Origin of the sequence: Nostocoides vanveenii (assembly GCF_039531165.1) — a bacterium.
Classification (GTDB): Bacteria; Actinomycetota; Actinomycetes; order Actinomycetales; family Dermatophilaceae; genus Nostocoides_A; species Nostocoides_A vanveenii.
In genome coordinates this window covers 18,666-44,816 of record NZ_BAAAPN010000047.1, presented here as the reverse complement: position 1 = coordinate 44,816, position 26,151 = coordinate 18,666, and the positions used below count along the sequence as shown (strand labels likewise).

Here is a 26,151-nt window from a genome sequence, read left to right as displayed (position 1 = left end):
ACCGTTCGCTCCTGCGGTGAAAGTTGAAAGCGGAGCAAAATGCCCCGGAGCAGCGCTTACGGTAAACCACAGATGCCCAGGACACCAGACGACCACTACAGCCCCGAGGATGCGGTCGGGGCACTCGCGGCCGATGCGTCAATGGGGTCTTTGCGGCACTGCCGCACTCTTCCGGCCCGGGCGGCCGATTCTGCGGAGATCCCCGAGTGGGTCGACACGGCGCTGGCCATGGCGCTGCGCGGTGCCGGCATCGAGCGCCTGTGGAGCCACCAATCGTCGGCCGCGTCGCTCGCCCACGCGGGGGGCCACGTGGTCCTAGCGACAGGGACGGCCTCGGGAAAGAGCCTGGGGTATGTCCTGCCGGGCTTGACGGCGGTGATCGAAGGGACCCGAGCAGCCAACGGGCGGGGCGCCACCATGCTCTATCTCGCGCCGACCAAGGCGCTGGCCGCCGATCAGGCGGCCGCGATCGACCGGTTGGCCGTGCCTGGCGTGCGAGCCGCGGTCTATGACGGCGACACAGTGACCGAGGAGCGGCGATGGATTCGAGACCACGCCAATGTGGTGTTGAGCAACCCCGATCTGCTGCATCACTCCTTGCTGCCCGGGCATGCGCAATGGGCCTCCTTCCTGCGAGCCTTGCGCTTCGTCGTCATCGACGAGTGCCATGCGTACTCGGGGATATTCGGATCCAATGTCGCTCTTGTGCTGCGGCGCCTTCGACGTGTGCTGGAGCGCTATCGCGCGCAGCCGGTCTTCGTCCTGGCGTCCGCGACGGTCAGTTCGGCGGGTGCCCACGCGAGTGAGTTGACCGGGCTGCCGGTCAAGGAGATCTCCACCGACGGCTCGCCCCGGGGGCCGGTGACCTTTGCGTTGTGGGAACCGCCGACGTATGTCGATCGCTCGGGTCGCGAGCGTCGTCTCTCGGTCTCGACGGTCACCGCGCGCCTGCTCGGCGAGTTGGTCGGGTCGGGGATCCAGACACTGGCCTTCGCGCGCTCTCGGGCCGGCGTGGAGACGGTGGCCAGTGCGGCCAATCGCGCGCTCGAGGACGCGGGGTTTGCCCAACGGGTCTCGGCCTATCGCGGGGGCTATCTGCCCGAGGAGCGACGCGAGCTCGAGCGGGCGTTGCGATCGGGATCGCTGCGCGGGATCGCGGCGACGAACGCCCTGGAACTCGGGATCGACGTCAGCGGGCTCGACGCCGTCCTAATGGCCGGGTGGCCCGGGCGCCTGTCCTCCCTGTGGCAGCAGGCCGGCCGGGCCGGCCGTGGTGGCGGGCCGTCGCTGGCCCTGCTGGTCGGTGCGGACGATCCCCTGGACGCCTATGTCCTTGACCATCCGGAGGTCATCTTCGATGCGCCGGTCGAACGCACGATCATCTTTCCGACCAACCCACGGTTGCTGCCCCGGCAACTGGTGGCCGCGGCATACGAGCGGCCGATCACGGCAGCCGACGAGGCCTACTTCGGGCCGGCGCTGATGCCGACGCTTGACCAACTGGTGGCCGCGGGCGTGCTTCGGCGGCGCCCGACCGGTTGGTTCTGGCCCTCGGACTCCCGGCCCGATGACATCGGATCGCTGCGTAGCGGCGCCGAGGTCGTCGCGATCGTCGAGGGCGCCAGCGGGCGCGTGATCGGGACCGTCGACGCGGGCTCGGCACAACACCAGGTGCATACGGGGGCGGTGCACGTGCATCAAGGGGCAACTTTCGTCGTCACCGAACTGGACCTGGGGGCAGCCACGGCAACGGTGGTCCGCGGCGATCCCGGTTGGTCGACCTTCGCGCGGTCGACGTCCGTCTTCGAGTTGGGCACGCCGACTACCACGCGTTCCTACGGGCCGGTGAAGGTGCACATCGGCGAGGTCGTCGTGCGCCGGCAAGTGGTCTCCTTCGTCCGGCGGCTGCCCGGCGGGGAGGTGCTCGGTGAGCATCCGTTGGACCTGCCCGTCGGTGTGCTGCGGACCCAGGGGGTCTGGTGGACGATGGCGGCGGACGCCCTGGCTCGCGCGGGTATCGGCGAGGACGCACTGCCCGGCGCAGCGCACGCCGCCGAACACGCGGCCATCGGGATGCTGCCACTGTTTGCGACCTGCGACCGGTGGGACATCGGCGGGGTCTCGACCGCGGTGCATCCCCAGACCGGACTGCCGACGATCCTGGTCTACGACGGCTATCCCGGCGGCGCGGGATACGCGGCGCGCGGGCATGAGATCCTGACCCAATGGCTCGGCGCCACGCTGGCGGCGGTGCGGGACTGCCCCTGCGAGGCCGGTTGTCCGCGTTGCATCCAGTCCCCGAAGTGCGGGAACGGCAACAACCCCTTGGACAAGGGTGGCGCGATCGCCCTGCTCGACCTGGTGACCACGGCTCTCGAGACGCGGCCGAGCTGAGCTTTCCCCGGTCCGGCGCGCGAAGGCGGGTTACGGTAGATGTCGGCCCGCCGGACCGCGCGGCCAGGGACCGTGGCCGGCGCCCGCTGAATGTCAAGGAGTCTGTTACCCATGATCATCTTCGGTTTGCTTCTCCTTCTGGCGGTTGCCGGGGTCGGCACCTGGATCTATCTGGCCCTGAGCGACATGGCGAGCCCTCCGGTCAGTGACCTGAGCGCCCTCGGCGTCACCATCGGCTTCTCTCCCCTGGCGCTATTGGCGATCGGGTTCGGTTTGGCCCTGGCGCTGGCCATCGGTTATGGCCTGATTCGCGCCGGCATCGGCCGCAAGTCGCGCCAGCGCAAGGAGCGCAAGAGTCTCGAACGTGAGGCCCAAGAAAACCGCAAGGTCGCTGAGGAGGCCGCCGCCCGGCGCCTGGAGACCGAACGGAACGCGCCGCGCACCTTCACCGGGCCGGTCGACGACTCGACCGTCGGCTGGAAGACAACCGACGGCGGCACCGGCACCCCTCCCCCGCCGCCCCCGCCGCGCAGTTGACCCCTCCGTGCACGGTCGGCCAGCGAGCGAACCGAGTCAGTCGGCAAGGATGGGCCCGGCGCGCGAACTGGCACTCGCGATCCGGTGACCGAGGATCGGCAGGTCCACTGCGACATGGGCCGTGACGGTGGTCCGTCCGTCGGGCAGGATCAGGCAACCCGCCGGCGAGGCGCGGTTCCGGGTCACCAGGTCCGCGCCTCGGGCGCAACTGCGGGTGGCGTCCACGCCGTGGATGAAGCTGCCCGCGGCCGCGATCGCCCCGAGATCGGCCGCGGCGCGGGCGCGTTGATTGGCCTGGACTGCCGTGACGACAGCCAGCGCCAGAGGCAGCAGGATCAGCAAAGCACCGACAAGCACGACGGTCAGGACCGTGCCCGTCCCCGCCTCGGCGCGGCTTCGGCCGGCCGTAGCAGCCGGCTGGCCATGTCCGACCGACCTCGGTTCCTGACGAGAGAGCCGCAGCGTCGCGATCCGTTTCCCCTGTCGGGCGAGAGTTGAGCGTCCCTCCGACGCCGTGATTCGGGTCGACGGTGTGGCTTGGGTCGACGCTGGGATTCTGATTGACGCTGTGTTGTGGCCTGTTGACGCTGTGTTGTGGCCTGTTGACGCTGTGTTGTGGCCTGTTGACGCTGTGATGTGGACTGTTGACGCTGTGATGTGGACTGCCGTCGCACCCAAGGTGAGCCTCATCGTCCGGGTCATCGGTCCTCCATGGGTGCAACGGACCGGCCAACGGCAGCAACATCCCAGCCGAGTTCGGCGAAGGGTGCGCGGGCCGGCGCGCGGACGGTCACCGTCACGGTGGTGCCGTCGGCCTGGACGGAGACCCGCGAGCCGTCCGGTGCAACCGCAAGCGCGCCGCTGACGATCGCGTTGAGCGGCTCAGACCGAGCGGCCAGCCGAGCACCCACCCGGCTGGCCTCGGAGCACTGGACATGATCGACTCCGGTGGCGATCGCCGTGATGCTCAGCAGCAGAAGAAGGGCGAAACTGACCATGCCCAGGGCGAGTTCAAGGGTGACGATCCCGGCCTCGCGGGCCGCGCGCGGCCGCAGCCGGGAGCCCCCACCCGGCACGTCACGACGACCGTGTCGTCGCACGCGCCCGCGAGGCCAGGATCCGGTCATCCCTAGCCGCCCATCCCGAAGGCCTTGGTCAGGATCTTGCCGATCAGGCCGGCCCCGGTGCTGTTGAGGAAGGCCAGCGCGACCACGGCGAAGGCGCAGACGCAGAGCGTCACCAGAGCCCACTCGGCCGTGGCCATGCCGGCCTCGGCCTTGCGGTGCGCCTCGTCGGCCAGATGCGCCTTGGCCACCACATACCGGGCGGCGAGTTTGTTTGTCATACGGATCAACCCCTTGGTGTGTCGGACCGGCCCAGCGCCGGTCACAGGACCAATCTGTCCGAACCGGGACCGCGGCGAAAGGTCGGCGAAAAACCCTGTGGATCAAGGGATTTTGGCCGAAACGCCTGTGGACGGACCGTCACGAAACACAACCGCCGGGCGGACGTGCGTCGGCCGTCCTCGAAGCGCTTGACCAGGCACTCGCCCGCGCGGCGTGCGAGGGGATCAGGGGCTGGGTCGCCTGCCCGCGCGGCGTTTGACCGGGCACTCGCCCGTACAGTCTGCTGCGTCAGAGATAGGACTGAAATAGCACTCTCGACCGACCGACATTGACCCTGACACGCAAATAGCCAATTCCCCAGCACTGGGAGGTCAAGGCCCGCCCGGAGCCGCTCGACGGCGCGAGGGCGAGCGAGGGCCGTCGGGTCAACCGGCGTCGCGACGAGGTCAGCCGCTCGCGCCCCGGGGCACGAGCGCCATCGTCAGCGGGATCATCGTCGTCAGCGCGAAGGACGGCAAGAACATCACCGCCAGCGGGACCAGCAGAAAGGTCCCTGCGCGGCCGGCGGCGGCTTCGAGGCGGGCGCCCTCGGACGCAGCCAAGCGCTCCCCCGCAGCCGCCACCGCCTCGGCCGGGGCGGCCCCGTGCTCCAGGGCCAGCCCAAGTGCCGAGGCCAGCGGTTGCCAGGCGGGGTCGGCATAGGACCAGGCGTCGCGGTGCGAGCGGCCCCAGCGGTAGGCGGCCACGACGCGCCGCAGCTCGGTCCGGACGCGCGCGATGCTCACATCCGCCACGGCGGCGAGAGCCTCGACAACCCCCGCACCCGAGCGCAGCGACAAGGTCACCAACATCGCCGCGTCGGCGACGTCGTCATAGGTCGCCGACCCGTCGCCGGCGGCTCGCGCGAGCGCGCGCGGTCGCACCGCGCGCCGCAACATGCCGCGCGCCAGGATCAGACCGCCGCCGGCGAAGCAGACGCCGAGCACACAGGAGATGGCCGCGGCCAGCGAACCGTAGAGCTCCCGCGGAGTGACCCCGACCAACGCCCCGATCGGCAGCCCGGACAGCGGCAGGAGCAGCATCAGCCCCATCGAGGACTTCGCGCCGGCCGTGACCGCGTCGAGCCGCTCCTTGGCCGACCGTTTGGCCCGGACCTGCGCCACCGACCAGGTCATCGCCGGGCGCAGCGCCGACCCACTGGCCTCGGTCAGCGACCACGCGCCCGCGACCAACCGCAGAACCGGCAACTGCCGCGTATGCCGCACCCACACCTTCCCGGCCGGCTCACCTCGCGACAGCGCGCGGCGCACCTCCACCAGCACCGCGCTCAACTGCGGATGGGCGTCCCCGGCGCCCGGGCTTGCGCCTGCCGCCTCGATCACTGTCTCAATCGCCTGCAGCGGGGTCAGCCCGGCCTGGAGGCACATGGCCACCGACTCCAGTGCCCGCGCCACCGCCTCCTCGGAGTCCGCCCGCGCCAGGGGCCCGCGCCGGCTCGACGGCCTGCGCGGCCAGAGCACCGCCGCGAAGATCACGGCCAGCAGCAGCAGGAAGATCGCCCCGACGCGCGACATCGTCTAGAGCTCCTCGACGGCGGTGACCATTCGGCCGGCTGGGGTCCGGGCAACGTGCACGACGGTCTTGATCGCGGTGGCGACTTGAGCACGGACGGCGGCGGGCGACATACCGGCAAGGGCGCCGAGCGCTTCCAACCGGGCGGGCACGTCCGCGGGCCGGTTGGCGTGCAGCGTGCAGCAGCCGCCCTCGTGGCCGGTGTTCAGTGCCAGCAGCAACTCCCGGACCTCAGCACCGCGCACCTCGCCGACCACCAGCCGGTCGGGGCGCATCCGCAGCGCTTGGCGCACGAGGTCGACCAGCGTGACCAGCCCCTGCCCCTCGACGTTCGCCGGGCGGGCCTGCAGGCGCACGACATGCCCGGCATGCAAGGGCATCTCCAGGACGTCCTCGACCACCAGGATCCGCTCCGATTTCTCGACCTCACCGAGCAGCGCGGCCAGCAGCGTCGTCTTGCCGGCTCCCGTGCCGCCCGTCACGACGAAGGCCTCACGCTCGGCGACCATGCGGCGCAAGCGCTCGCTTTGCGCGGGCGAACACATCCCCACGCGCTCGAGGTCCTCGAGCCGAACGGTGCTGCGCCGCAACAACCGCAGGCTCACCGTCGTCCCGTCGCTGGCCAGCGGGGGCAGGATCGCGTGCAGCCGGATGGCCCCGGGCAACAGGCCGTCGACCCAGGGCATGGAGTCGTCCAAGCGGCGCCCGGCCAAACCCGCGAGCCGCACGGCGAACCGGCGCACCTCCTCCGGGTTCGCGAAGTCCCGCTCAGGCACCCGCTCCAGGCCTCGCCCACGGTCCAGCCAGGTCAGCCCGTCGCCGTTGACGAGGATGTCGGTCACGCCCGGTTCGGCGGCCACGGGGGCGAGCGGCCCGAGACCGGCGAGCTGCTCGGTCAGCCGACGCTCGGAGCGCCACACCCCGCGCGCGCCTAGTCGCTCGGCGGACGCGTCCACCACGGCGGCAATGCTCTGGCTGTCCGGCACCCGCCCGGACCGGATCGCCTCCTCGATCCCCTCACCGAAGCGCACGGCCGCGTCCTGCCCGAGCCGTATGCCTGCTCGGTTCCGTCGTCGCCGCCACCGTCACCAGCCGCTCAGCCAACCTCCGCAACGGCCCGCGCCGCACCGACCCGGGTGCGGTCCCCCGCCGCTCGGCGGCCCGCACCGAACGGTCGTCCTCGAGGACACCAAGCAAGGGCAGTCCCAGTCGCTCCCCTGTCGCCACGGCGAGCCGGTCGTCGACCTTGGGGGCCCGGGCGATGATGCCGGCGAGGTTGTCGCTGCCGTGCGTGCCCAGCCAGGCCTCGGCATCGGCCAGCCCGCGAGCGCTCAGCCCGACGACCAACAACCCGACTGCGCCGGGAGCGGGCGCGGACCGGCCCCAATCGACCACCACGAGATCGCAGGCGTCGTCGAGACCGGCGAGCACGTCACGCACAACGGGCTCGGGAATCCGTTCCGGGACAAGCGCATCCAGCACATGGCTCATTCGCCCGGCCGACAGCACCGGGCACCCGTCGCCCGCCGCAGGGAGACGCTCCAGCAAGCGCGCTCCATCGACCCGGCCCTCGACCTCGTTCAGGTGCCCCCACCGATGACCGGGCAGATGCTCGACACCGGCCGTGACCTGCAATCCACCCCCCGCAAAGTCCCCGTCAACGGCACAGGAGGCGAGCCCGCGCCGGGCCGCGACCACCCCGAGAGCCACCGACAGGGTGGATGTCCCCACTCCGCCGGAAGCGCCGGCCACGCCGAGAATCGTCATGCCGATCAGCCTTGCCCACGATGGTGATCCCGGCCACCCGATGCCGGCGGGCCTGTGGATAACTCGTAGGGTGGCCCCCGTGTCCGACCCGAATACCGCCCTGCGCGCCCTGACGGAGCACCCTCGCGTACAGGCGGCCAGCGAGCGCTCCCGCGCGGCCTGCACCGAGTTGCGCTGGCATCAGGCGCTGCGCCGCCGCATTCCCGAAGCCGCCGCCGAGTCCCGTATTCGCGGCGCCTGGGCGAGCGCCGAGCTCGACGGGGCCCGGAGCACGGTCGACATCGTGCGAGACCTCATGCGCGGTGCCCGGGCGCGCGCCACCGACCCCGATCCGACCGAGCGCATCATCCACGGCGCGATGGCCGCCACCGCCGAGACCGAGGCCCTGGCCGCGACGGCCCTGACCAGCCCCCGGCAAACGCTCGCCCGACTCCACCTCGCGGCAGCGGCCGAGTTGGTCGCACCGGACCAACTCGGCCGCCCCCGCACCAGCCCCACCAGCCCGGAGTTTGCCGACCTCGGCCCGGCGCCCGGACCCGAAGCGATCGCCGAGCGCCTGGCCCAGCTCGATCACATCCTCACCTCCGACGCCCCGGCCCTGCTCAAGCTGGCCCTCGCCCACGCCGAGATCGCCCACGTCCGACCCTTCGAGCGCGGCAACGGGCTGGTCGCCCGCGCGCTGGACCGGACGCTGCTGCGCGCCACCGGCCTGGACCCGACCGGGGTGGTCGTCCCCGAGGCCGGGCACGGAGCGAAGGGATCGGTGGCCTACCAGGGGGGGCTGCAGGCATACGGGCTGGGGCGTTTGGACGGCCTGCTGCTGTGGCTGGACCACTGCGCGGATGCGGTGGTCGCCGGCGCCGGCGAAGGGCGGCGGATCGCGGACGCCGTTCTCGCCGGCCGCCTGACCTGACTCGCCCTCAGGGCGCGATCACGGTGAGCAGGTCACCGGGCGTGCAGTGCAGGGCATCGCAAATGGCCGTCAGCGTCGAGAAGCGGATCGCCTTGGCGCGGTTGTTCTTCAGGATCGAGAGATTGGCCAGCGTCATGTCGACGCGCTTCGACAACTCGGTCAGCGTCATCTCGCGATCGGCCAGCAGCTGATCGAGATGGCACAGGATGCGGCCTTCGTCCTCGGGAGGCATCTCAGATCAGGCCCTCGAGCTCAGTGCGCATCGCCACGCCCCGCCGCCAGACCTCCGTCAACATCGCCAGCAGCACGCCACCGATGATCGGCAGAAAGCTGAAATGGAAGTCCAACGGCACGATGTCGGCGACCGCGGAGTTGTCCAGCAGCCAGCGCCGCACGAAGGCCCCGCCCCAGGAAACGAGCGTGCCACCGACGAGCACGAGGAAGGTCAGGGCCTGCAGCCGGCGCAGATTCGCCTTGTCGAAGGGGTCCTCCCTTCGGGCCGACCGGAGCATGACCAGGACGATGCCGAGACCGAAGGCCGAGAGCAGGGGGCCGGCCGCCTGCCAGATCGCCCAGGCCCAGCGCTGACCAGCGGTCGGCCCGTCGAACTCGACGGTCGCGGTGATGGGTCGTCCGACGGCTGCGGGCCGCTGGCCGGTGGCCGCGTCGACCGTTCCGGACGTGGTTTCGGTGGTCGTCGGTGCGCCCGTGATCGTCACGTCGGTGTCGAGTTCGGTCTCGACGGTCATCGCGTACTGTCCCGGGCCGATCAGTGGCCAGCTGGGTTTGCCGTGGACCAGGCCGGCGCCGTACGGCCCGATCAGGTAGCCGAGTCCGGTGAGTGCGGCCATGACGACGGCCAGGGCCACGATCGCCTCGACGACGACCTGGGTGAGGCGGTTGCTGCGAGCTGTTGAGCTCATGTTCACTCCTTATCGATTATCGACATATTGACTGTCGATGTATTGATAGTCGATAAGCGTCGCGGTGTCAAGAGGGACATGGCAACCCGCCGCCCGACCGAAATCCGGCCACCTGGTCAGAAAACCGCGCGCAACCGCGCGTCTTCGGTTGCGGATCGCGCTCGCCGGGTCCAACATTGGCACTAGGTCGCTCCCTTCGGGTCGAGCAACCGGCGTTTGGCGCTCACCCCCCGAGAGCACCAAGCGCTCGCGGCCCCGGCTGTTCCCCCCCAGCCGGGGCCGCACCATGTCGGTGGCCGCGTCTAAGGTCTGGTTGCCATGAACCGGTTCGACGTCCCAAGCGCGTTGGTCACGCTGGCCGCCATCGTGCTCGTATGGGGTGTCATCCGTCTCCAGGGCACCATCCGTGGCCGGCATCGCGGCTTCCTCAGCGACGCCGACCGCGCGACCTACGAAACTTTGCACACGGCCGCGCTCGCCGCTCGTCACCTTGACGGCGGCCTGTCCTCACGCAGCAGCGGCAAGGCCGCCAGACACCTGCGCACGCTGCTCGGCACACCGGCCCTGGCCCTGACCGATCTGACGCGCAGTGTGACCTGGGAAGGCACGGGCGGGCATCACGCCGACGTCGCGGCCACCTTGGCGGCGACCACGCTGACCGAGGGATCCATCGTCGTCCTCGACCACGGCGAGGTGACCTGCGCCGATCTCGACTGCCCGATCCGCGCTGCGGTCATCGCCCCCATCACGACGGAGGGGCGCGTCGTCGGTGCGCTCGCGGCATACGGACCGCAGGCCACCGCCGGGCTGGCCCGGGCGACCGCGGAGGTCGCCGGGTGGGTCTCGGCGCAGGTGGAGCTCGCCGAGCTGGGCAAGGAGCGCAGCCGCGCGACGGAGGCCGAGCTCGCCGCCCTGCGCGCGCAGATCTCGCCGCACTTCATCTACAACTCGCTCGGCGCGATCGCCTCCTTCGTGCGCACCGACCCCGACCGGGCCCGCGACCTGCTTCTGGAGTTTGCCGACTTCACCCGCTATGCCCTACGCAAGGGCGGCGCATTCACCACGCTTGCCGACGAGTTGCGCAATGTCGAACGCTATCTCGTGTTGGAGCAGGCCAGATTCGGCGAGCGGCTCCAGGTCTCGCTGCTCATCGCCCCCGAAGTGCTTGCGGTGACGGTCCCCTATCTGGCCATCCAGCCGCTGGTCGAGAACGCTGTCCGCCACGGCCTGGCGCAGAGCGAACGGCCCGGCACGGTCTCGATCACGGCGGCCGATCGCGGCGGCGAGGCCGAGATCGTCGTGGAGGACGACGGCGTGGGTGCCGACCCACGACGGATCCAAGCCGTTCTGGACGGCACCCACGAGAGCGACTCCCACGGGCTGGGCAATGTCGACGCCCGGCTGCGAACGATCTATGGCGATGAGATGGGCTTGGTTGTCGACACGGCAAAGGGAGCTGGCATGCGCGTCAGTTTCCGCGTGCCGAAGTTCCTGCCGGCGGCTCACGGCGCAGCCGACCACCTGCCCTAGGCTTCCAAACGATGACCAGGCTAGAGGAGGGCGGGCTGACCGCCCTGGTAGTCGACGACGAGGCGCCGGCGCGCTCGGAGTTGCGTTTCCTGCTGGAACAAGACGACCGGATCGGTGTCGTCCACGTCGCCGCCTCGGGCACCGACGCGCTGCGCACCCTCGAGAACGAACGCGTCGACGTCGTCTTCTCCGACATCTCGATGCCCGGCCTGGACGGGATGGAGTTGGCGCGCGTCCTCGCCCGCTTCGCCAGCCGGCCGGCCGTCGTCTTCGTCACGGCCTACGACCAGCATGCGGTCGATGCCTTCGCCGTCGACGCCATCGACTATGTGATGAAGCCGGTCCGGCCCGAACGGCTCGCGGAGGCGGTGCGCCGGGTCGTCGCCTCCGTGACGCCCGCGGGCGGGGAGCCGCGTGACGATGAGGAGAAAATCCCCGTCGAACTCGGCGGAGTGACGCGCTTCGTCACCCGCCGTGACATCCGCTATGTGACGGCACACGGGGACTACGCCCGGCTGCATACGGACACCGAGTCGCACCTCGTGCGCATTCCGCTCAACACCCTTGAAGAGCGTTGGGCCGCAGCGGGTTTCATGCGCATTCACCGAAGCACCCTGGTCTCGATGCATCACGTCAGCCAAGTGCGCATGGACCACGGCAAGTGCACGGTGCGGGTGGGCACGGTCGATCTGCAAGTCAGCCGCCGGCACATGCGCGACCTGCGTCAGCACTTGCTCAGCCGCCCTGCGGGTGCCGGATGACGACCGAGCCACGCGGCCCGCGGCACGCGCCCGAGCGCGTTCGGGTGACGGCGTCGCGGCGGCAAGCGCCACGGCATACGACCCGGCCGGTGGCCGAGGAACTGAGCGACCAGACGACCCTCGGCACGATCTATCTGCACGGGCTGATGCGCGCGCAGTTGCGGTTGGCGCTGAGCATCCTGATCGTCGGCACCCTGACAATCGGCATCGTGCCGCTGGCCTTTGCCTTGATCCCGGCCGCCCGCACCCTGCCCGTCGGCCCGCTGCCGCTGCCCTGGCTCGTGCTCGGCCTGGCCGTCTATCCCGCGGCCGTCCTCGCGGCTCGCTTCTATGTGCGGGCGGCCGAAAGGCTCGAGTCCGCCTTCGTCGACGTCGTCAATCGGTCCTGATGCACCCAGCCAGCCTCGTCGCCATCGTGCTGGTCTGCCTCGCGACCCTCAGCGTGGGCAGCCTGGGGTTGCGCATGTCGCGGGCCACCTCGGATTTCTATGTCGCCGGGCGAGCGGTCACGCCGTGGCGCAACGCGAGCGCCATCGGCGGCGAATACCTCTCTGCCGCATCCTTTCTCGGCGTCGCTGGGCTCGTTTACGACCGTGGGCCGAGCATGCTGTGGTTCCCGATCGGCTACACGGTCGGGTATCTCGTGCTCCTGGTCCTGGTGGCCGCACCATTGCGCCGGTCGGGCGCCTACACGCTCTCCGACTTCGCCGAGTTGCGGCTGGAGTCGCCCCGGATCCGGTCGGCGTCCTCGCTGCTGACCATTGCCATCGGCATTCTTTACCTGGTGCCCCAGTTCCAGGCCGCCGGCCTGGCCCTGCGCCAGGCCACCGGTTGGCCGGCATGGGCGGGCAGCGTCGTCCTGGCGGTCGTGGTGTATGCCGGCGTGGCCACTGGCGGGATGCGCTCGATCACGCTCATCCAGGCGATGCAGTACTGGATCAAGTTGTGCGCCATCGCCATCCCCGCGTTCGTGCTGTTGGCGATCTGGCACCGGGAATCCGCGAGCACCCCGTTGGCCTTTCCCGCCTTCGAGGCGCCCGGCGCCACCACCAGTCAGGGGCTCTACTCGACCTACTCGACGCTGCTGGCCCTCTCGCTCGGGACGATGGGTTTGCCGCATGTCCTCGTCCGCTTCTACACCAACCCCGATGGTCGCGACGCGCGGCGCACCACGGTGTCGGTCCTGGGGCTGCTCGGAATCTTCTACCTCTTTCCCCCGGTCTACGCGATCCTCGGACAGAGCTATGCGCCCACCCTGCCGGCGGGGATGCGCGTGGACTCCCTCGTCCTGCGCCTGCCCCAGCTCGTCGCCGATGACACCCTCGCCACGGTCCTCGGGGCGATGCTGGCGGGCGGGGCCTTTGCGGCCTTCCTCAGCACCGCCTCCGGGCTGGTCATCTCCATCTCGGGGGTCCTCGACCAGGACGTCCTGCGGCCCTACCTGCGACGGCTCACCGGCGATGACGCCTTTGGTGTGACGGGTTTCCGGATCGCGGCGATCGCGGCGGTCGTGGTCCCCCTGGTGATCGCGCCCCTACTGCGCCCCGTGGGCCTGGCGACCATGGTCGGCCTGGCCTTCGCCGTGGCCGCCTCGACCTTCGCGCCGCTGCTCGTGCTGGGGGTGTGGTGGCCGCGGCTGACGACCGCCGGCGCCGCAGCGGGGTTGGCGGTCGGAGTCACCGCCGCGGTGGCCGCTATCACCACGGCCTTCCGGGCCGGCGATACGGCAGGCTGGATCGGCCTGCTGCTCACCCAACCGGCGGCCTGGTCGGCGCCCCTGGCATTCACAACCATGGTCGTCGTCTCGCGGCTGACCCCGGAGCGGACGCCGGCGCATACGACCCGAACGCTGGGCCGCCTGCATACGCCAGAGGCCCTGCTTCCCCCGTGACGGGTCACCCCGTCGACGGGGCCCCTCCCGATGCCCGGTGGCACCCGCGGCGTCGACGCACCACCACCCATGACCTGGGGATTCGACCGTTGAGCGCGCTCAAACGACCGCCTGGCGACGCCCGCGAACCCGCCCGGCGAGCACGAGACCCGCCTAGCGAGCGACGGCGTGCCGTCTGTGGCGCCGGCGCCGGGGCAGGCGTGAGGCTGGGCAAACCCAACGGCGGGTGCGCGCTGCCCGCCACCGCACGTCCGATTGAAGAAGGTGACCGTGGCGACCCAGCCTCAGACCGCCGGCGATACCTATATCGCCGTACAACAGACGCCAGAATTCCAGGCGCTCCGGCGCAAGTTCCGCGGCTTCGTCTTCCCGATGACCGCGTTCTTCCTCGCCTGGTACTTCCTCTATGTCCTCTTGTCGATCTTCGCCTCGAGCTTCATGAACAAGATCCTCTTCGGCAAGATCACCGTCGGCCTGATCTTCGGGCTGCTGCAGTTCGTGACGACCTTCGCGATCACCTTCATCTACGCGCGCTGGGCCAACCGCGAACTCGACCCCGCCGCCGAGGCCGTCAGCGCCACCATCGCGCACGAGGCGGGCCGCTGACATGGCATCGCTCACCGCCCTCGCGGCCGCCACGACGGTCGGCAACCCCAAGCTCAACATCACGATCTTCGTCATCTTCGTCCTGGTCACCTTGACAATCGTCATCAAGGTCGCCGGCGGCAAAAAGACCGCCGAGCAGTACTACACGGCCGGCGGCGCCTTCTCCGGCCGCCAGAATGGCATCGCCATCGCCGGCGACTACCTGTCCGCGGCGTCCTTCCTTGGCATCGCGGGAGCCATCGCCCTCTCGGGTATGGACGGCTTCCTCTACTCCATCGGCTTCCTCGTCGCCTGGCTGGTCGCGCTCCTTCTCGTCGCGGAACTGATGCGCAACACCGGCCGCTTCACGATGGCCGATGTGCTCGCCTACCGGCTCAAGCAGCGCCCGATCCGCATCGCGGTGTCGGTCTCGGTCCTGTGCGTCTCGCTCTTCTACCTCCTGGCCCAGATGGCTGGCGCCGGCGCCCTCGTCTCGCTGCTCCTCGGTGTCACGGGCAACACCGCGCAGAACCTCGTCATCGCCGTCGTCGGCGCCGTCATGGTCACCTATGTCCTCATCGGCGGGATGAAGGGCACGACCTGGGTGCAGATCATCAAGGCCATCCTGCTCATCTCCGCGGCGGCGATCATGACCGTATGGGTGCTCGGCAAGGCCGGCGGCAGCCTCTCCGGCCTGTTCGGTGACGCCATCACGAAGTCCGCCGAATCGCAGACGACCGCCAAGGCGGTGGCCGCGGCGGCCAAGGCCGGCACCACGACGACCCCGGACGCGGTCGCGGGCAGCCTGCTGCACTATGGCGCGAAATACGGCAAGACGACGACGAGCAAGATCGACTTCATCTCCCTCTCGATGGCTCTCGTCCTCGGGACCGCCGGCCTGCCGCACGTGCTGCAGCGCTTCTATACGGTCCCGACGAGCAAGCAGGCACGCAAGTCGGTGGAGTGGGCGATCTGGCTGATCGGTGGCTTCTACCTGCTGACCTTGATTATCGGCTTCGGCGCCGGCGCCCTGGTAGGCCCGGACGAGATCAACGGCGCTCCGGGCAAGGCCAACTCGGCCGCCCCGCTGCTGGCCTTCCACCTCGGCGGGTCGTGGATGTTGGGCATCGTCTCCGGCATCGCCTTCGCGACCATCCTCGCGGTGGTCGCCGGCCTGACGATCACCGCGTCGGCGACCTTCGCCCACGACCTCTACAAGGAAGTCTTCAAGAAGGGCGTCAGCACCCAGGATCAAGAGGTCAAGATGGCGCGCATCGCCGCCATCGCCATCGGCATCGTCGCGATCTTCGGCGGCATGCTGGCCAAGAGTCAGAACATCGCCTTCCTCGTGGCCCTGGCCTTCGCGGTCGCCGCGTCGGCGAACCTGCCGACGATCCTCTACTCGCTGTTCTGGAAGGGCTTCAACACCCGGGGCGCACTCTGGTCGATCTACGGCGGTCTGATCTCGTCGATCGTGCTGATCATCTTCAGCCCCGTGGTCTCGGGCAAGCCCGGCGTCCCCACCAAGCTCGCCGACGGCACCACGGTGACCCTGAGCCCGTCGATGTTCACCGACCCGACCGTCGACTTCCATTGGTTCCCGCTGGACAACCCGGGCCTGATCTCGATCCCGCTCGCGTTCTTCCTCGGCTGGCTGGGCAGCAAGCTGTCCACGGAGCACAACGCCGAGAAGTACGCCGAGATGGAGGTGCGCGCCCTGACCGGCCACGGCGTCGCCGAGGCCATCAACCACTGACCGCTCGCGTCAGGTCTGCGTTGGACGCAGGCAATGGACAGGCCCCCCGCCCGGACTTTCGGGCGGGGGGCCTGCCAGGTGGTCACCAGTTGTGAGCGATGTCGATGATCAGGCGGGAGGTGCCGGCGTCGGTCAGTTTGGTCACCCGGAAGGGCGTCCGGGCGCGGACGCCGACGCCGAACTCGCTGGTGCCTTCGAAGGAGCCGAGCCAGCGCACCTGGCGTAGGGCGGCGTAGCCGGTGACATTGACGGCTTCCTTGGGGTTGGCCGGTTGGTAGACGATCTGGCCGTTCCCGTCATACGACGGGGCGTTGACGGTGATCTTGATCTTGGCGCCACCGCGCACCGGGACGATCGTGCCGGAGCCGTCCTGGATGATCTGGTCGACATACTCGACGCGATAGCCCGGCGCACTGCCGCGCACGTCCACGACGAGCCGGTCGAAGCAGGTGTGCTTGCCCGCGCGAAGGTTGGTCAGCGGCCCGGCCACCATCGTGGCGGAGACCTTCGGCAGGGATCCCCAGCCGTAGTGGCACAGCGCCGACGTTCCGGCGGCCGGAGCCGAAGCCGGGGCTGCCGTGGCCGAGGCGCCGGCGAGGGCGGAGACGGCGAGCGCGGCGGCTGCGCCGAGGGTGGTGATGCGGCGGGTGATGGTGGTCATGTCGGCTTCCCCGATCTTGCGCGTATGCGGTGTGGTCGCCTCATCCACGCGCGTACCCATCATCCGGTTGACACGCCCGCGTTTAGGCCCGTCGAGAGGCCGGTTCAGGCCCGTCGAAAGGCCGGTTCCGGCCCGTCGACGTAGGGCGGAGCCGCTCAGCCGGCCAGGCGGGTGAGGGCAGCCGCGGCGTCCAGGAGGGCGGCGTGGGGTGCGGCCAGGCTGCCGTTGAGGGTCACGACATCGGCCACACCGGCATACCGCTCGTGGATGGCGGCTGCGCACGTGGCGGGGTCACCGACCACAGCGAGCGCGTGCAGGAGCTCGTCGTCGACCAGCGCGGCCATCTCCCGCCACTGGCCCCGCACAGAGAGCGCGTGCAACTGTGGGCCCACATCGGCCCGGCCGTGGTGGGCGAGCACGCCGAGATAGGCCGGCGTGCTGCCGTAGAACGCGATTCGCCCCCTCACCGCCGCCGTCGCCTCGGCGATCTCGGCGTCATCGCGACCGGTCGCGATCAATACACCCGCATCCACCGAGAACGGCCGAGCCGTATGCCGTGCCCCCGCCTCCACGGCCGCTGCCCGCGCCCGCTCGATGATGGGCAGCACCTCGGCGCGAAGGTAGGACGCGGAGCCGAAGGGGTGCGTGGCCAGGCCGTCCGCGACCGACCCGGCGACCTCGCACATCTTCGGGCCCACGGCGGCGAGCTGGATGGGCGGCGGGCCTGCTGCCAATGCGGGCGGCACGAAGAGGGGGTTCATCAGGGTGTGCGCATAGAAGTCACCCCGGTAGTTCAGCCTGGCCCCGTCCTGCCAGGCCGCCCAGATCGCCCGCGTGGCCAGGATGAAGTCCCGCATCCGCGCGGCCGGCGCCGACCACGGCATCGCGAACCGGCGCTCGATGTGCGCCTGGATCTGCGATCCCAAGCCGATCACGGAGCGCCCGCCAGCGACGTCCTGGAGCGACCACGCGGCATACGCCAAGGTCATCGGAGTGCGGGCGAAGGCGATCGCCACGCCGGTGGCGAGTTCGACATCGGGGGCGGCCGGCGCGGCATACGCCAATTGGACGAAGGGGTCGGCGCCGGTCTCGGCGACCGTGAGCCGGCCGATGCCGCGGGCCTGGCACTGCGCCGCCGCCTCTCGAATCTCGGCGGCACTGCCGGCCGCCGCAATCGCCACGCGCATCGTCAGCTCACTCCATTCGTCGGGTCGGTCACCGGGCGGCCTCGTACACCGCCCGCGCGACCGCGGGGATCGGGCGGGGCCGCCGGGTGACCCGGTCGACATAAACATGGACCCAGCGGCCGACGGCGGCGACGAGATCTTCGGGACCCGCTCCCGCGGCGTAGAGGGCGAGCGCGAAGGTCACCGACGAGCCACCGACGCGATCGGCGCGGATGCCAACGACCAGGTCAGCGGGATAGGCGAGCTCGCCGACATAACGGCAACCGGACTCCGCGACCAGCGGGATCGCCGCATCCGTCATCGGGTCGGCGTCGATCTCGCGGGCCAGCCAGGCGTTGATGGCGCTATCCCAGAGGGCGTAGTAGACCGAATTGTTCAGGTGTCCGAACATGTCATTGTCCGTCCACCGGGTCGCCACCGGCCAGGCCACGGGAAACTCCCGCACCTGCGGCACGTGCCGCTCGGCCGCTTCGGTCATGCCCGCGAACCTATCGCGCGGCCGCGCCAGCCTCGCCGATGGTCCGATCGAAGAAGCCGAGCAGGTCCGCGGTCACCTCGTCGCGATTGGTCTCGTTCAGGATCTCGTGCCGCGCCTGCGGGTAGAGGTGCACCTCGACATCGCGCACGCCGGCATCGCGATAGCGCTGGCCAACCAACTCGATCAACGCCCCGCCCCCGGCGAGCGGGTCCATATCGCCGGACGCGAGATAGATCGGCAGGTCCGGCCGCACCTTGGCGACCTGGTCGGGCGCGCTCGCCGCAGTCGGCCCCTCCTTGAAGCCGCGCATCGACCCGGCATGCAGTCCGAACCCGCACGCCGGGTCCGCAACATACGTGTCGACCTCGGCCTCGTCGCGGCTGAGCCACTCGTAGCCCGTCCGGTGCTCGAAGGCTCCATTGAATCCGGACAGATCGGGCTCGGCGTCCGGGTCGAGGTCGGCGAGGGCGATGTCCACGGCCGTCGTGCCGGACAGCGCGGCCGCGTCGATGTCGGCGCTGTGGTCGATGAGGTACTGCTGCAAGGCCATCGAGCCCATGCTGTGCCCAAAGATCGCCACCGGAAGTGCCGGGTATTCAGCCCGCGCTCGGGCGACCACCAGCCCGAGGTCGCCGACCAATGCCTCCCAGCCGCCCACCCCGAAATCGCCGTATGCCGCCGGGTCACCCGCCGTGCGACCGTGCCCGCGGTGGTCGGGTGCGTAAGCCACATAGCCGGCATCGACGAGTGCCTGACCGAAGCGCTGGTAGCGCGCCGAGTGCTCGCCCATGCCGTGGGCGACGATGACGACCGCTTTGGGATCGGCCCCGCCGGACCATTTGTCGGTCACAATCTCGGTTCCATCGCCGGAGCGCAGGGTGAAGGTCGTGATGTCCACGGGCGTGGTCCTCTCAGTCGGCGCCGCGCGTCATGGCGGCGATGTCCAAGGCAGCGTCGAGGTCGGCCTCCGTCAGTTCCCCGCGCTCGAGGTAGCCCAACGCCACGACACTGTCGCGGATCGTACGCCCGTGGGCCAGCGCATCCTTGGCGACCCTGGCCGCAGCCTCGTAGCCGATCAGCGGCGCGAGGGGGGTGACGATGGCGGGTGAGGACGCGGCATACGCGCGCATCCGGTCGGGGTGCGGGGTGATGCCGTCGACGCACCGCCCGGCCAGGACGCGAGAAGCGTTGCCCAGCAACCGGATCGAGTCGATCAGGTTGCGCGCGATCACCGGCATCATGACGTTGAGTTCGAAGTTGCCGGCCGCGCCGGCCCAGGCGATCGCGGCGTCATTGCCGATGACTTGGGCGCAGACCATCAGCGTCGCTTCGGGCAGGACCGGGTTGACCTTGCCCGGCATGATGCTCGACCCCGGCTGCAAATCGGGCAGGGCGATCTCGCCGAGCCCGGCGCTCGGTCCGCTGCCGAGCCAGCGCAGGTCGGTGCAGATCTTGGTCAGGCTCACGGCGACCACGCGTAGTTGCCCGGACAGCTCGACGAGGGCATCGCGCCCGCCCTGCGCTTCGAAGTGGTTCGAGGCCTCGGTCAGCGGCAAACCGGTCTCGTGCGCGAGATCGGCGATCACGGCCGCGGCGAAGCCGGCCGGTGCGTTGATGCCCGTCCCGACGGCCGTGCCGCCGAGCGGCAACGCCCCAACCCGCCCGTATGCCGATTCCACCCGTTCGATGCCCAAGCCCACCGCGGCCGCATAGCCTCCGAACTCCTGTCCCAGCGTCACGGGCGTCGCATCCATTAGGTGAGTGCGGCCCGACTTGACCAGGTCGGCAAATTCGATCGCCTTGCGGGACAACGCATCCCGGAGCGCTTCCAGGCCTGGGATCAGGACATCGCGGCACTGCACGAGCGCGGCGAGGTGAATCGCCGACGGGAAGGCGTCATTGCTCGACTGGCCGGCGTTGACCGTGTCATTGGGGTGGGCCTCGGCGCCCGCGCGGGCGGCGAGTTCGGCGAGCACCTCGTTGACATTCATATTGGTCGAGGTGCCCGAGCCAGTCTGGAAGACGTCGATCGGGAAGTGCTCGTCATAGCGCCCGGCGACCACATCGGCGGCAGCGGCAGCGATCGCGGCCGCCGCATCCGCATCGATCACCTTCAGCCGCACGTTCACCCGGGCCGCCGCGCCCTTGATCCGGGCCAAGGCATGGACCACGGGCATGGGCACCGGACCACCGCCGATGGGGAAGTTCTCCACCGCGCGCTGGGTCTGCGCGCGCCAGAGGGCGCCAGAGGGGACGCGCACCTCCCCCATCGAGTCGTGCTCGACGCGAGTCCGGCCGGCACCCTGGCCGGCCATCAGGCGGGCCCCGGGCGCACGGCGAAGACGGGGACCGGACTGTCGAGCAGCAGGCGCTGGGACGTGCTGCCCATGATCAGTTTGCCCACGGGAGTGCGCCGGCGCAGCCCCAGGACGAGCAGGTCCGCCCCCGCGCGCTCGACCTCGGCGAGCACGAGGTCCACCACATCCGGACCGGTCGGCTGGACGATCGAGTGCTCGATGCCCGCCGCGCCGAGCACCTCATCGACGTCGCGCACCTCACCGGAGCCGGCCAGCCGCGGATCGATGCGCGCCACGCCGCGGGTGGCGTTCACGACGATCAGATCCGTCCCGCGCAGCTTGGCCTCGGCGATGCCCCAGTCGAGCGCGGACTGACCCGCGGGGTCCGGGGTATAGGCGACAACGATGCTCATCCGCCCACGATAAACACTCGGCAACTCCCCAAACATCTTGTGCCCCACCTACTCAGCGACCGCCGCTCGTCGCACGATGGGGCGCGTTCGCGGCATACGGACACCGTCGCGCTTGCTCAGCGGGGCGCGGAGGGGAAGTCTTGACCCAACGCCCCGGAACGAAGGAGTTCTTGTGTCCACCGAAAGCCTCTCCCACGGCCATCCGACCTTCCCGCCCGACCCCGCTCTGACCGCGCAGGCCAATGGGACCGAGGCGATGTATGCCGCGGCAGCCGACGATCACGAGGGCTTCTGGGCCGAGCAGGCCCGCAAATACCTCTCTTGGGCAACGGACTTCACCCAGACGCTGGACTGGTCGGGCGCACCCTTCGCCTCGTGGTTTGTCGGCGGCGAACTCAACGCGGCCTACAACTGCGTCGACCGCCACGTCGAGGCCGGCCATGGCGACCGGGTCGCCATTCACTTCGAGGGCGAGCCGGGCGACTCCCGGACGATCACCTATGCCGACCTGCAGCGCGAGGTCAGCAAGGCCGCCAACGCGCTGGAGTCGCTCGGTGTGGGTAAGGGCGACACCGTCGCGATCTACCTGCCGATGATCCCCGAGGCCGCCATCGCGATGCTCGCGTGCGCCCGGATCGGCGCCCCGCACTCGGTGGTCTTCGGCGGCTTCTCGGCCGAGGCCCTCAATACGCGCATCAATGATGCCCAGTGCAAGGTGGTCATCACCGCCGACGGCGGCTACCGCCGCGGCGCCCCGAGCGCACTCAAGCCGGCCGTCGACGCCGCGCTCGATCACGCGGACACGACCGTGGAGAAGGTGCTGGTCGTCAAGCGGACCGGCCAGGACACGCCGTGGAACGCCGACCGCGACCTGTGGTGGTCCGATGTCGTGGACGCCGCGAGCGAGGAGCACACGCCCGTCCCACACGACGCCGAGCACCCGCTCTTCATCCTCTATACCTCCGGGACCACCGGCAAGCCCAAGGGCATCTTCCACACCACCGGTGGCTATTTGACGCAGTGCGCCTACACCAACGCCGTGGTCCACGACGTCCACCCCGAGAGCGACGTCTACTGGTGCACCGCCGACATCGGGTGGGTGACCGGCCACTCCTACATCGTCTACGGACCGTTGGCGCTCGGCGCCACCCAAGTCATGTATGAGGGCACGCCGGACACTCCGCACCAGGGCCGGTGGTGGGAGATCATCCAGAAGTACAAGGTGACCATCCTCTACACCGCGCCGACCGCCGTGCGGACCTTCATGAAGTGGGGCCACGACATCCCCGAGAAGTTCGACCTGTCCTCGCTGCGGGTGCTCGGCTCGGTCGGTGAGCCGATCAATCCCGAGGCCTGGCTCTGGTATCGCAAGTATATCGGCGGCGACCGCTGCCCGATCGTCGACACCTGGTGGCAGACCGAGACCGGCGCCATCATGATCTCCCCGCTCCCCGGCGTCACCACGCTCGAACCCGGGTCGGCTCAAAAGCCCATTCCCGGCATCTGCGCCGAGATCCTCGACGATGAAGGTATGCCGTTCGCCGAGGCGGACAAGGTCGGCTACCTCGTGCTGACCAAGCCGTGGCCGGCCATGCTGCGCGGCATCTGGGGCGACCCGGAGCGCTACAAGCAGACCTACTGGAGCCGGTTCGGCGAGAAGTACTACTTCGCCGGCGATGGCGCAAAGTACGACGCCGACGGCAACATCTGGTTGCTCGGCCGGGTCGACGATGTCATGAACGTCTCCGGTCACCGACTCTCCACCGCCGAGATCGAATCCGCCCTCGTCTCACACCCGGCCGTCGCCGAGGCGGCCGTGGTCGGCGCGTCCGACGAGACCACCGGCCAGGCGGTGTGCGCCTTCGTCATCGTGCGTTCCGAGCACGCCGACGAGGTGGCCGCCGATGAGAAAGCGATGATCGCCGAGTTGCGCAATCACGTGGCCAAGGAGATCGGCCCGATCGCCAAGCCGCGCACGATCATGATCGTCACGGAGTTGCCCAAGACCCGCTCGGGCAAGATCATGCGGCGCCTGCTCAAGGACGTGGCCGAGGGCCGCGAGATCGGGGACGTGACGACCCTGGCCGACTCCTCCGTCATGGGCGTCATCAAGCAGGGCCTCGGATCGGACTAGGCCGCACGCAATCGAGCGGCCCAGACGGCCCTGGCCCGCGCTGAGCGCGGGCCAGGGTCCATCTGCGGTGGAACCCGACTGCGCCAACGGGATCCATGGGAGCCGGGGTGCGTCACACTCAGGACACACCCGTCGAAAGGGGTAGCAGCCATGTGGTTCGCACTCGACGCGTTGCTCTTCGTGATCCTGGCGCTCGGCGCGGTCACCGCTCGGCGTCGCCGAGACGGGATCGAAGGCACAAGGTCCGGCGAAGCCGGTGTCGACATCGCGATGAGTCAGGCCGGTGCCCTCCGGAGCAATCGCTCCGGCGAAAGCGCCAGCGGATTCTGACAAGAATGGGCACATTGACCATCGGCCATCCCGAAAGACTCATCGATTCTGCGCCAATTGCCCTAGGCTACTGGGCACACTAGCCAGCCCCGTGCCCTTCGTGGTGTCCTGAGGTCACACCACGGATGGTGCCGGACAAGGTCGTCCGGCCACGCGAAAGGGGCCCGCGATGTTCGACGAAGGCCAGCTCTACTCACCGGTGACCGAACACGCCGATGGCCGGGTCGAGGTGCATCTCGGCGCGGATCACCCCGGCTTCACCGATGCGGCGTATCGCGGGCGCCGCGGCGAGATCGCGGCAGCCGCCCTCGCCTGGACGCCCGGGACGCCGATCCCGGTCATCGACTACACCGATGCCGAGAACGAGGTCTGGCGGATTGCCAGCGCCGAACTCGCCCCCAAGCACGCCGTGCGTGCCCACTCCGAATACCTCGCCGCGAAGGCCGCCCTCGACCTGCCGGCCGACCGCGTCCCCCAACTCTCGGAGGTCAGTGCTCGCCTGCAGCCCCTCACCGGCTGGACGTATGCCTGCGCCCCCGGCCTGGTCGCCCTGCGCGAGTTCTACGGGTCGCTGGGGGCGCGCGTGTTCCACTCCACGCAATACCTGCGCCACCCCTCGCAGCCGCTCTACACCCCCGAGCCGGACATCATCCACGAAGTGATCGGCCACGCGAACCAGTTGGCCTCACCGCGCTTCGCCCGTCTCACCGAGGCCGCCGGCCGGGCGTCCTTGCGCGTCCAGACCGATGCCGCGATGAAGGTCATCGCTGACGTCTTCTGGTTCAGCATGGAGTTTGGTGTCATGCGCGAACAGGGCGAGCTCAAGGCGTATGGTGCGGGCATTCTGTCCAGCTATGGCGAGATGGATGCCTTCTCGCACATGGAGATCCGGCCGCTCGATATCGCGGCGATGGCCCGCGTCGACTACGACATCACGACCTACCAGTCGACGCTCTTCTGCGCCGAATCGCTCGATGAGCTCGAGGACGTCGTCGGCGTCTTCTTCGAAACAGTCGACGACGACTCACCGGACCGGATCGATGCCGCCTGGGCTCGCGACCTCGCCAGTCACTAACGGCCCGGCGGCGTCCCCGGTCAGCTCTGCCCGCCTGCGGTCAGCACGCGCCCAGGTGCCATTTAGGCGGTGCTACAAAAACCACGGACGGGGTCCCCGCGACGTAGTGGAGTTGGGTCCCACGCTCTGCGTGGGCAAACGTCGTGGGGTGTCCTAGTCGTGCCCGCCGCCGAACACCCACCCTCAGCAATGCACCTCCCCGTCGCCTGGTCGCACGCGCGGCATCCGGTCCACCGACATGCCGCTCTTCTCCTCGCCGCCGGCGCCGAGCAGCGCCCGCGACAACCGCTCGCCGTCCGCGAGGATCTCGCTCGTCGCTTCGTGCAGGTGCCGGTCGGCCGGAGCCACGCCATCCTTGGCCGCATGGAGCACCGCCCTGCGGATCAACTCCCGGCTGAAGGACGCCGGCGTGCCGCTCGTGCGGTGTGCCGTGTCGGCCAAGACGTCCTCACTGAACGCCCCCTCGGGGGCATACAAGCGCAACAGCGCCAGCCGGCCCGCGGTGTCCGGCAACGGGACTTCGACGGCTAGGTCCACCCGGCCCGGTCGCTGGGTCAAGGCGCGCTCCATGGCGTCGACCCGGTTCGTCGTCAGCACGAAGGTGACATCGGCGTCGGCGTCCAGTCCGTCCATCGCATCGAGCACCTCGAAGAGCAGCGGCTTGGCGCCATAGCTCATGTCGCGGTCCTCGGCGATCAGGTCGCAGTCCTCCAGCACCACGAGCGCCGGTTGCATGGCGCGGGCCAGCTTGGCCGCCAGACCGACGAATCGCAGCGTCTCACCGGCGAGCAGGACGACCGTGTGGTCGGGCGTCACCCCGAGCAGATAGCGCACCGTATGCGTCTTGCCCGACCCGGGCGGCCCGTAGAGCAGCAGTCCGCGCTTGAGGTGCTGCCCCAGCCGCTTGAGCTCGGGGGCGTGCGCGGCGATCCCCGCGACATGATCGACCACGCGCTCCAACACGCCCTCCGGCAGGACCACCTGGTCCGCCCGCAACTCGGGCCGGGCGATGAAGGTCAGCCCCTCCTCGGTCATCTCGTAACGAGGAGGCAAGGCTGACGACCGCGCCCCGAAGCACACTGCGGGTCAGCGATTCGCGGACCTCCTCCAACAAAGCCGCGGAGACGGTGCGGTCGGCACAGAGCACCTCCACCGTGGCCAGGCTCCGCCCCCGGCCAGGCAGGGCCCGGCGCACGAGGACGGCGACGGGCACGCAGGCATACGCAAAGCGGCGGATGCCCATGGCGATCGCCGCGCGCTCGCTGTCCGGACCGGTTGCGACATTGGCGTAGTCGACCTGAGCGACGGGGAATCGCCCATATCCACCGCCCGGCTGGATCATGTCGGGCAGGTTGACGTGATAGCGCGACTCGCCGCCACCGATCCCGATCACGTCATTGGCCGGGTCCCGACTGGCGATCTCGTCCAGCGCGATGTCGTAGTCGACGAAGCGGTGGTTCTGCACCTCCTCGCTCAGCACCGCCATCTCGTGCGGCGGCCCGCCGAGGTGCTCCGCGAGCGCAGTGGCCAGCGGCGTGCGGGCACTGGCCGGCTGGTGCTGGAGGAGCAGGTTGAGCAATTCCTTGAGCCGGTCCAGAGGC

27 protein-coding genes are annotated in these 26,151 nt (G+C 69.8%); 12 read left to right on the top strand and 15 right to left on the bottom strand.

Going from position 1 to position 26,151, the window contains the following annotated elements; genetic code table 11:
• Positions 1 to 72: 72 nt before the first annotated feature.
• Positions 73 to 2,394 carry a DEAD/DEAH box helicase gene (locus tag ABD209_RS10210; RefSeq protein ID WP_344065659.1) on the top strand — a complete coding sequence of 774 codons (2,322 nt, stop codon included), beginning with the start codon at positions 73 to 75 and terminating at the stop codon, positions 2,392 to 2,394.
• A gap of 111 nt (positions 2,395 to 2,505) precedes the next feature.
• Positions 2,506 to 2,931 carry a hypothetical protein gene (locus tag ABD209_RS10205; protein ID WP_344065656.1) on the top strand — a complete coding sequence of 142 codons (426 nt, stop codon included), beginning with the start codon at positions 2,506 to 2,508 and terminating at the stop codon, positions 2,929 to 2,931.
• Positions 2,932 to 2,967: 36 nt separating this feature from the next.
• Here the strand turns inward: ABD209_RS10205 and ABD209_RS10200 are convergent, their stop codons facing one another.
• The 6 genes from ABD209_RS10200 to ABD209_RS10175 all read right to left on the bottom strand — a co-directional run bounded on the left by ABD209_RS10200 (position 2,968) and on the right by ABD209_RS10175 (position 7,616).
• Positions 2,968 to 3,621, bottom strand: a complete 654-nt coding sequence (locus tag ABD209_RS10200) for an Rv3654c family TadE-like protein (protein ID WP_344065872.1) — start codon at positions 3,619 to 3,621, stop codon at positions 2,968 to 2,970.
• Positions 3,622 to 3,629: 8 nt separating this feature from the next.
• The gene (locus ABD209_RS10195) at positions 3,630 to 4,007 is read right to left on the bottom strand and encodes a TadE family type IV pilus minor pilin (protein WP_344065653.1); all 378 of its coding nucleotides are present in this window, start codon (positions 4,005 to 4,007) and stop codon (positions 3,630 to 3,632) included.
• 53 nt (positions 4,008 to 4,060) lie between these two features.
• Positions 4,061 to 4,276, bottom strand: a complete 216-nt coding sequence (locus ABD209_RS10190; protein WP_324386784.1) for a DUF4244 domain-containing protein — start codon at positions 4,274 to 4,276, stop codon at positions 4,061 to 4,063.
• A gap of 447 nt (positions 4,277 to 4,723) precedes the next feature.
• A complete protein-coding gene (locus tag ABD209_RS10185) occupies positions 4,724 to 5,851 on the bottom strand; it encodes a type II secretion system F family protein (protein ID WP_344065648.1) in 1,128 nt (375 codons plus the stop codon).
• A gap of 3 nt (positions 5,852 to 5,854) precedes the next feature.
• Complete coding sequence (locus ABD209_RS10180) at positions 5,855 to 6,880, bottom strand: TadA family conjugal transfer-associated ATPase (protein ID WP_324385801.1); 1,026 nt, start codon at positions 6,878 to 6,880, stop codon at positions 5,855 to 5,857.
• A complete protein-coding gene (locus ABD209_RS10175) occupies positions 6,867 to 7,616 on the bottom strand; it encodes a CpaE-like family protein (protein WP_344065645.1) in 750 nt (249 codons plus the stop codon). The genes ABD209_RS10180 and ABD209_RS10175 overlap by 14 nt, the downstream gene beginning before the upstream one ends.
• Positions 7,617 to 7,695: 79 nt before the next feature.
• Here ABD209_RS10175 and ABD209_RS10170 point away from each other — a divergent pair, with 79 nt between their 5' ends.
• Entirely contained in the window at positions 7,696 to 8,529 is an 834-nt protein-coding gene (locus tag ABD209_RS10170; RefSeq protein ID WP_344065642.1) for a Fic family protein, read from the top strand.
• Between the two features lie 7 nt (positions 8,530 to 8,536).
• Here ABD209_RS10170 and ABD209_RS10165 read toward each other — a convergent pair whose 3' ends face one another.
• Both ABD209_RS10165 and ABD209_RS10160 read right to left on the bottom strand, forming a co-directional pair.
• Positions 8,537 to 8,761, bottom strand: coding sequence for a helix-turn-helix domain-containing protein (locus tag ABD209_RS10165; RefSeq protein WP_324385804.1), 225 nt, complete (start codon positions 8,759 to 8,761; stop codon positions 8,537 to 8,539).
• 1 nt (position 8,762) lies between these two features.
• Positions 8,763 to 9,452: a DUF2975 domain-containing protein gene (locus ABD209_RS10160; protein ID WP_344065639.1), complete on the bottom strand. Its 690-nt coding sequence runs from the start codon at positions 9,450 to 9,452 to the stop codon at positions 8,763 to 8,765.
• 318 nt (positions 9,453 to 9,770) lie between these two features.
• Between ABD209_RS10160 and ABD209_RS10155 the strand changes: the two genes are divergently transcribed.
• The 6 genes from ABD209_RS10155 to ABD209_RS10130 all read left to right on the top strand — a co-directional run bounded on the left by ABD209_RS10155 (position 9,771) and on the right by ABD209_RS10130 (position 15,975).
• Positions 9,771 to 10,982: a sensor histidine kinase gene (locus ABD209_RS10155; RefSeq protein WP_324385806.1), complete on the top strand. Its 1,212-nt coding sequence runs from the start codon at positions 9,771 to 9,773 to the stop codon at positions 10,980 to 10,982.
• Between the two features lie 11 nt (positions 10,983 to 10,993).
• Positions 10,994 to 11,743, top strand: a complete 750-nt coding sequence (locus ABD209_RS10150) for a LytR/AlgR family response regulator transcription factor (RefSeq protein WP_344065636.1) — start codon at positions 10,994 to 10,996, stop codon at positions 11,741 to 11,743.
• A complete protein-coding gene (locus ABD209_RS10145; RefSeq protein WP_344065633.1) occupies positions 11,740 to 12,132 on the top strand; it encodes a hypothetical protein in 393 nt (130 codons plus the stop codon). Before ABD209_RS10150 ends, ABD209_RS10145 begins: the two co-directional genes overlap by 4 nt.
• On the top strand, positions 12,132 to 13,634 hold the full coding sequence (locus tag ABD209_RS10140) for a sodium/solute symporter (RefSeq protein WP_344065630.1): 1,503 nt from the start codon (positions 12,132 to 12,134) through the stop codon (positions 13,632 to 13,634). Before ABD209_RS10145 ends, ABD209_RS10140 begins: the two co-directional genes overlap by 1 nt.
• Positions 13,635 to 13,898: 264 nt before the next feature.
• Positions 13,899 to 14,240, top strand: coding sequence for a DUF485 domain-containing protein (locus tag ABD209_RS10135; RefSeq protein ID WP_425564644.1), 342 nt, complete (start codon positions 13,899 to 13,901; stop codon positions 14,238 to 14,240).
• A 1-nt stretch (position 14,241) separates the two neighbouring features.
• Positions 14,242 to 15,975: a solute symporter family protein gene (locus ABD209_RS10130; protein ID WP_344065627.1), complete on the top strand. Its 1,734-nt coding sequence runs from the start codon at positions 14,242 to 14,244 to the stop codon at positions 15,973 to 15,975.
• Positions 15,976 to 16,057: 82 nt separating this feature from the next.
• On the opposite strand, the gene ABD209_RS10125 is transcribed toward ABD209_RS10130, so the two are convergent.
• The 6 genes from ABD209_RS10125 to ABD209_RS10100 all read right to left on the bottom strand — a co-directional run bounded on the left by ABD209_RS10125 (position 16,058) and on the right by ABD209_RS10100 (position 21,011).
• A complete protein-coding gene (locus ABD209_RS10125) occupies positions 16,058 to 16,684 on the bottom strand; it encodes an AMIN-like domain-containing (lipo)protein (RefSeq protein WP_344065624.1) in 627 nt (208 codons plus the stop codon).
• 107 nt (positions 16,685 to 16,791) lie between these two features.
• Positions 16,792 to 17,823, bottom strand: a complete 1,032-nt coding sequence (locus ABD209_RS10120; protein WP_344065621.1) for a TIGR03617 family F420-dependent LLM class oxidoreductase — start codon at positions 17,821 to 17,823, stop codon at positions 16,792 to 16,794.
• Positions 17,824 to 17,851: 28 nt separating this feature from the next.
• A complete protein-coding gene (locus tag ABD209_RS10115) occupies positions 17,852 to 18,301 on the bottom strand; it encodes an acyl-CoA thioesterase (protein ID WP_324385814.1) in 450 nt (149 codons plus the stop codon).
• A gap of 10 nt (positions 18,302 to 18,311) precedes the next feature.
• On the bottom strand, positions 18,312 to 19,199 hold the full coding sequence (locus ABD209_RS10110) for an alpha/beta fold hydrolase (RefSeq protein ID WP_344065617.1): 888 nt from the start codon (positions 19,197 to 19,199) through the stop codon (positions 18,312 to 18,314).
• Positions 19,200 to 19,212: 13 nt separating this feature from the next.
• A complete protein-coding gene (locus tag ABD209_RS10105; protein ID WP_344065614.1) occupies positions 19,213 to 20,616 on the bottom strand; it encodes a class II fumarate hydratase in 1,404 nt (467 codons plus the stop codon).
• Complete coding sequence (locus ABD209_RS10100) at positions 20,616 to 21,011, bottom strand: universal stress protein (RefSeq protein ID WP_344065611.1); 396 nt, start codon at positions 21,009 to 21,011, stop codon at positions 20,616 to 20,618. The genes ABD209_RS10105 and ABD209_RS10100 overlap by 1 nt, the downstream gene beginning before the upstream one ends.
• 76 nt (positions 21,012 to 21,087) lie before the next feature.
• On the opposite strand from ABD209_RS10100, the gene acs reads away from it, so the two are divergent.
• The 3 genes from acs to ABD209_RS10085 all read left to right on the top strand — a co-directional run bounded on the left by acs (position 21,088) and on the right by ABD209_RS10085 (position 24,550).
• Entirely contained in the window at positions 21,088 to 23,145 is a 2,058-nt protein-coding gene (acs, locus tag ABD209_RS10095; RefSeq protein WP_425564643.1) for an acetate--CoA ligase, read from the top strand.
• 150 nt (positions 23,146 to 23,295) lie between these two features.
• The gene (locus ABD209_RS10090) at positions 23,296 to 23,475 is read left to right on the top strand and encodes a hypothetical protein (RefSeq protein ID WP_344065607.1); all 180 of its coding nucleotides are present in this window, start codon (positions 23,296 to 23,298) and stop codon (positions 23,473 to 23,475) included.
• A 169-nt stretch (positions 23,476 to 23,644) separates the two neighbouring features.
• Positions 23,645 to 24,550 (top strand): phenylalanine 4-monooxygenase, encoded by a 906-nt coding sequence (locus ABD209_RS10085; protein WP_344065604.1) that lies wholly within the window; start codon positions 23,645 to 23,647, stop codon positions 24,548 to 24,550.
• Positions 24,551 to 24,733: 183 nt separating this feature from the next.
• On the opposite strand, the gene ABD209_RS10080 is transcribed toward ABD209_RS10085, so the two are convergent.
• Positions 24,734 to 25,585: an AAA family ATPase gene (locus ABD209_RS10080; protein ID WP_344065601.1), complete on the bottom strand. Its 852-nt coding sequence runs from the start codon at positions 25,583 to 25,585 to the stop codon at positions 24,734 to 24,736.
• Positions 25,586 to 26,151 lie beyond the last annotated feature (566 nt).

Excerpts from the sequence above, each read along its gene's own strand:
- ABD209_RS10155 (WP_324385806.1), top strand. The coding sequence starts at position 9,771 with ATGAACCGGTTCGACGTCCCAAGCGCGTTGGTCACGCTGGCCGCCATC.
- ABD209_RS10200 (WP_344065872.1), bottom strand. The coding sequence starts at position 3,621 with ATGAGGCTCACCTTGGGTGCGACGGCAGTCCACATCACAGCGTCAACA.
- ABD209_RS10080 (WP_344065601.1), bottom strand. The coding sequence starts at position 25,585 with ATGACCGAGGAGGGGCTGACCTTCATCGCCCGGCCCGAGTTGCGGGCG.
- ABD209_RS10090 (WP_344065607.1), top strand. The coding sequence starts at position 23,296 with ATGTGGTTCGCACTCGACGCGTTGCTCTTCGTGATCCTGGCGCTCGGC.
- ABD209_RS10100 (WP_344065611.1), bottom strand. The coding sequence starts at position 21,011 with ATGAGCATCGTTGTCGCCTATACCCCGGACCCCGCGGGTCAGTCCGCG.
- ABD209_RS10205 (WP_344065656.1), top strand. The coding sequence starts at position 2,506 with ATGATCATCTTCGGTTTGCTTCTCCTTCTGGCGGTTGCCGGGGTCGGC.
- ABD209_RS10175 (WP_344065645.1), bottom strand. The coding sequence starts at position 7,616 with ATGACGATTCTCGGCGTGGCCGGCGCTTCCGGCGGAGTGGGGACATCC.
- ABD209_RS10085 (WP_344065604.1), top strand. The coding sequence starts at position 23,645 with ATGTTCGACGAAGGCCAGCTCTACTCACCGGTGACCGAACACGCCGAT.
- ABD209_RS10210 (WP_344065659.1), top strand. The coding sequence starts at position 73 with ATGCCCAGGACACCAGACGACCACTACAGCCCCGAGGATGCGGTCGGG.
- ABD209_RS10105 (WP_344065614.1), bottom strand. The coding sequence starts at position 20,616 with ATGGCCGGCCAGGGTGCCGGCCGGACTCGCGTCGAGCACGACTCGATG.
- acs (WP_425564643.1), top strand. The coding sequence starts at position 21,088 with ATGGGGCGCGTTCGCGGCATACGGACACCGTCGCGCTTGCTCAGCGGG.
- ABD209_RS10120 (WP_344065621.1), bottom strand. The coding sequence starts at position 17,823 with ATGCGCGTGGCGATTGCGGCGGCCGGCAGTGCCGCCGAGATTCGAGAG.
- ABD209_RS10115 (WP_324385814.1), bottom strand. The coding sequence starts at position 18,301 with ATGACCGAAGCGGCCGAGCGGCACGTGCCGCAGGTGCGGGAGTTTCCC.
- ABD209_RS10160 (WP_344065639.1), bottom strand. The coding sequence starts at position 9,452 with ATGAGCTCAACAGCTCGCAGCAACCGCCTCACCCAGGTCGTCGTCGAG.
- ABD209_RS10145 (WP_344065633.1), top strand. The coding sequence starts at position 11,740 with ATGACGACCGAGCCACGCGGCCCGCGGCACGCGCCCGAGCGCGTTCGG.
- ABD209_RS10130 (WP_344065627.1), top strand. The coding sequence starts at position 14,242 with ATGGCATCGCTCACCGCCCTCGCGGCCGCCACGACGGTCGGCAACCCC.
- ABD209_RS10140 (WP_344065630.1), top strand. The coding sequence starts at position 12,132 with ATGCACCCAGCCAGCCTCGTCGCCATCGTGCTGGTCTGCCTCGCGACC.
- ABD209_RS10150 (WP_344065636.1), top strand. The coding sequence starts at position 10,994 with ATGACCAGGCTAGAGGAGGGCGGGCTGACCGCCCTGGTAGTCGACGAC.
- ABD209_RS10190 (WP_324386784.1), bottom strand. The coding sequence starts at position 4,276 with ATGACAAACAAACTCGCCGCCCGGTATGTGGTGGCCAAGGCGCATCTG.
- ABD209_RS10165 (WP_324385804.1), bottom strand. The coding sequence starts at position 8,761 with ATGCCTCCCGAGGACGAAGGCCGCATCCTGTGCCATCTCGATCAGCTG.
- ABD209_RS10185 (WP_344065648.1), bottom strand. The coding sequence starts at position 5,851 with ATGTCGCGCGTCGGGGCGATCTTCCTGCTGCTGCTGGCCGTGATCTTC.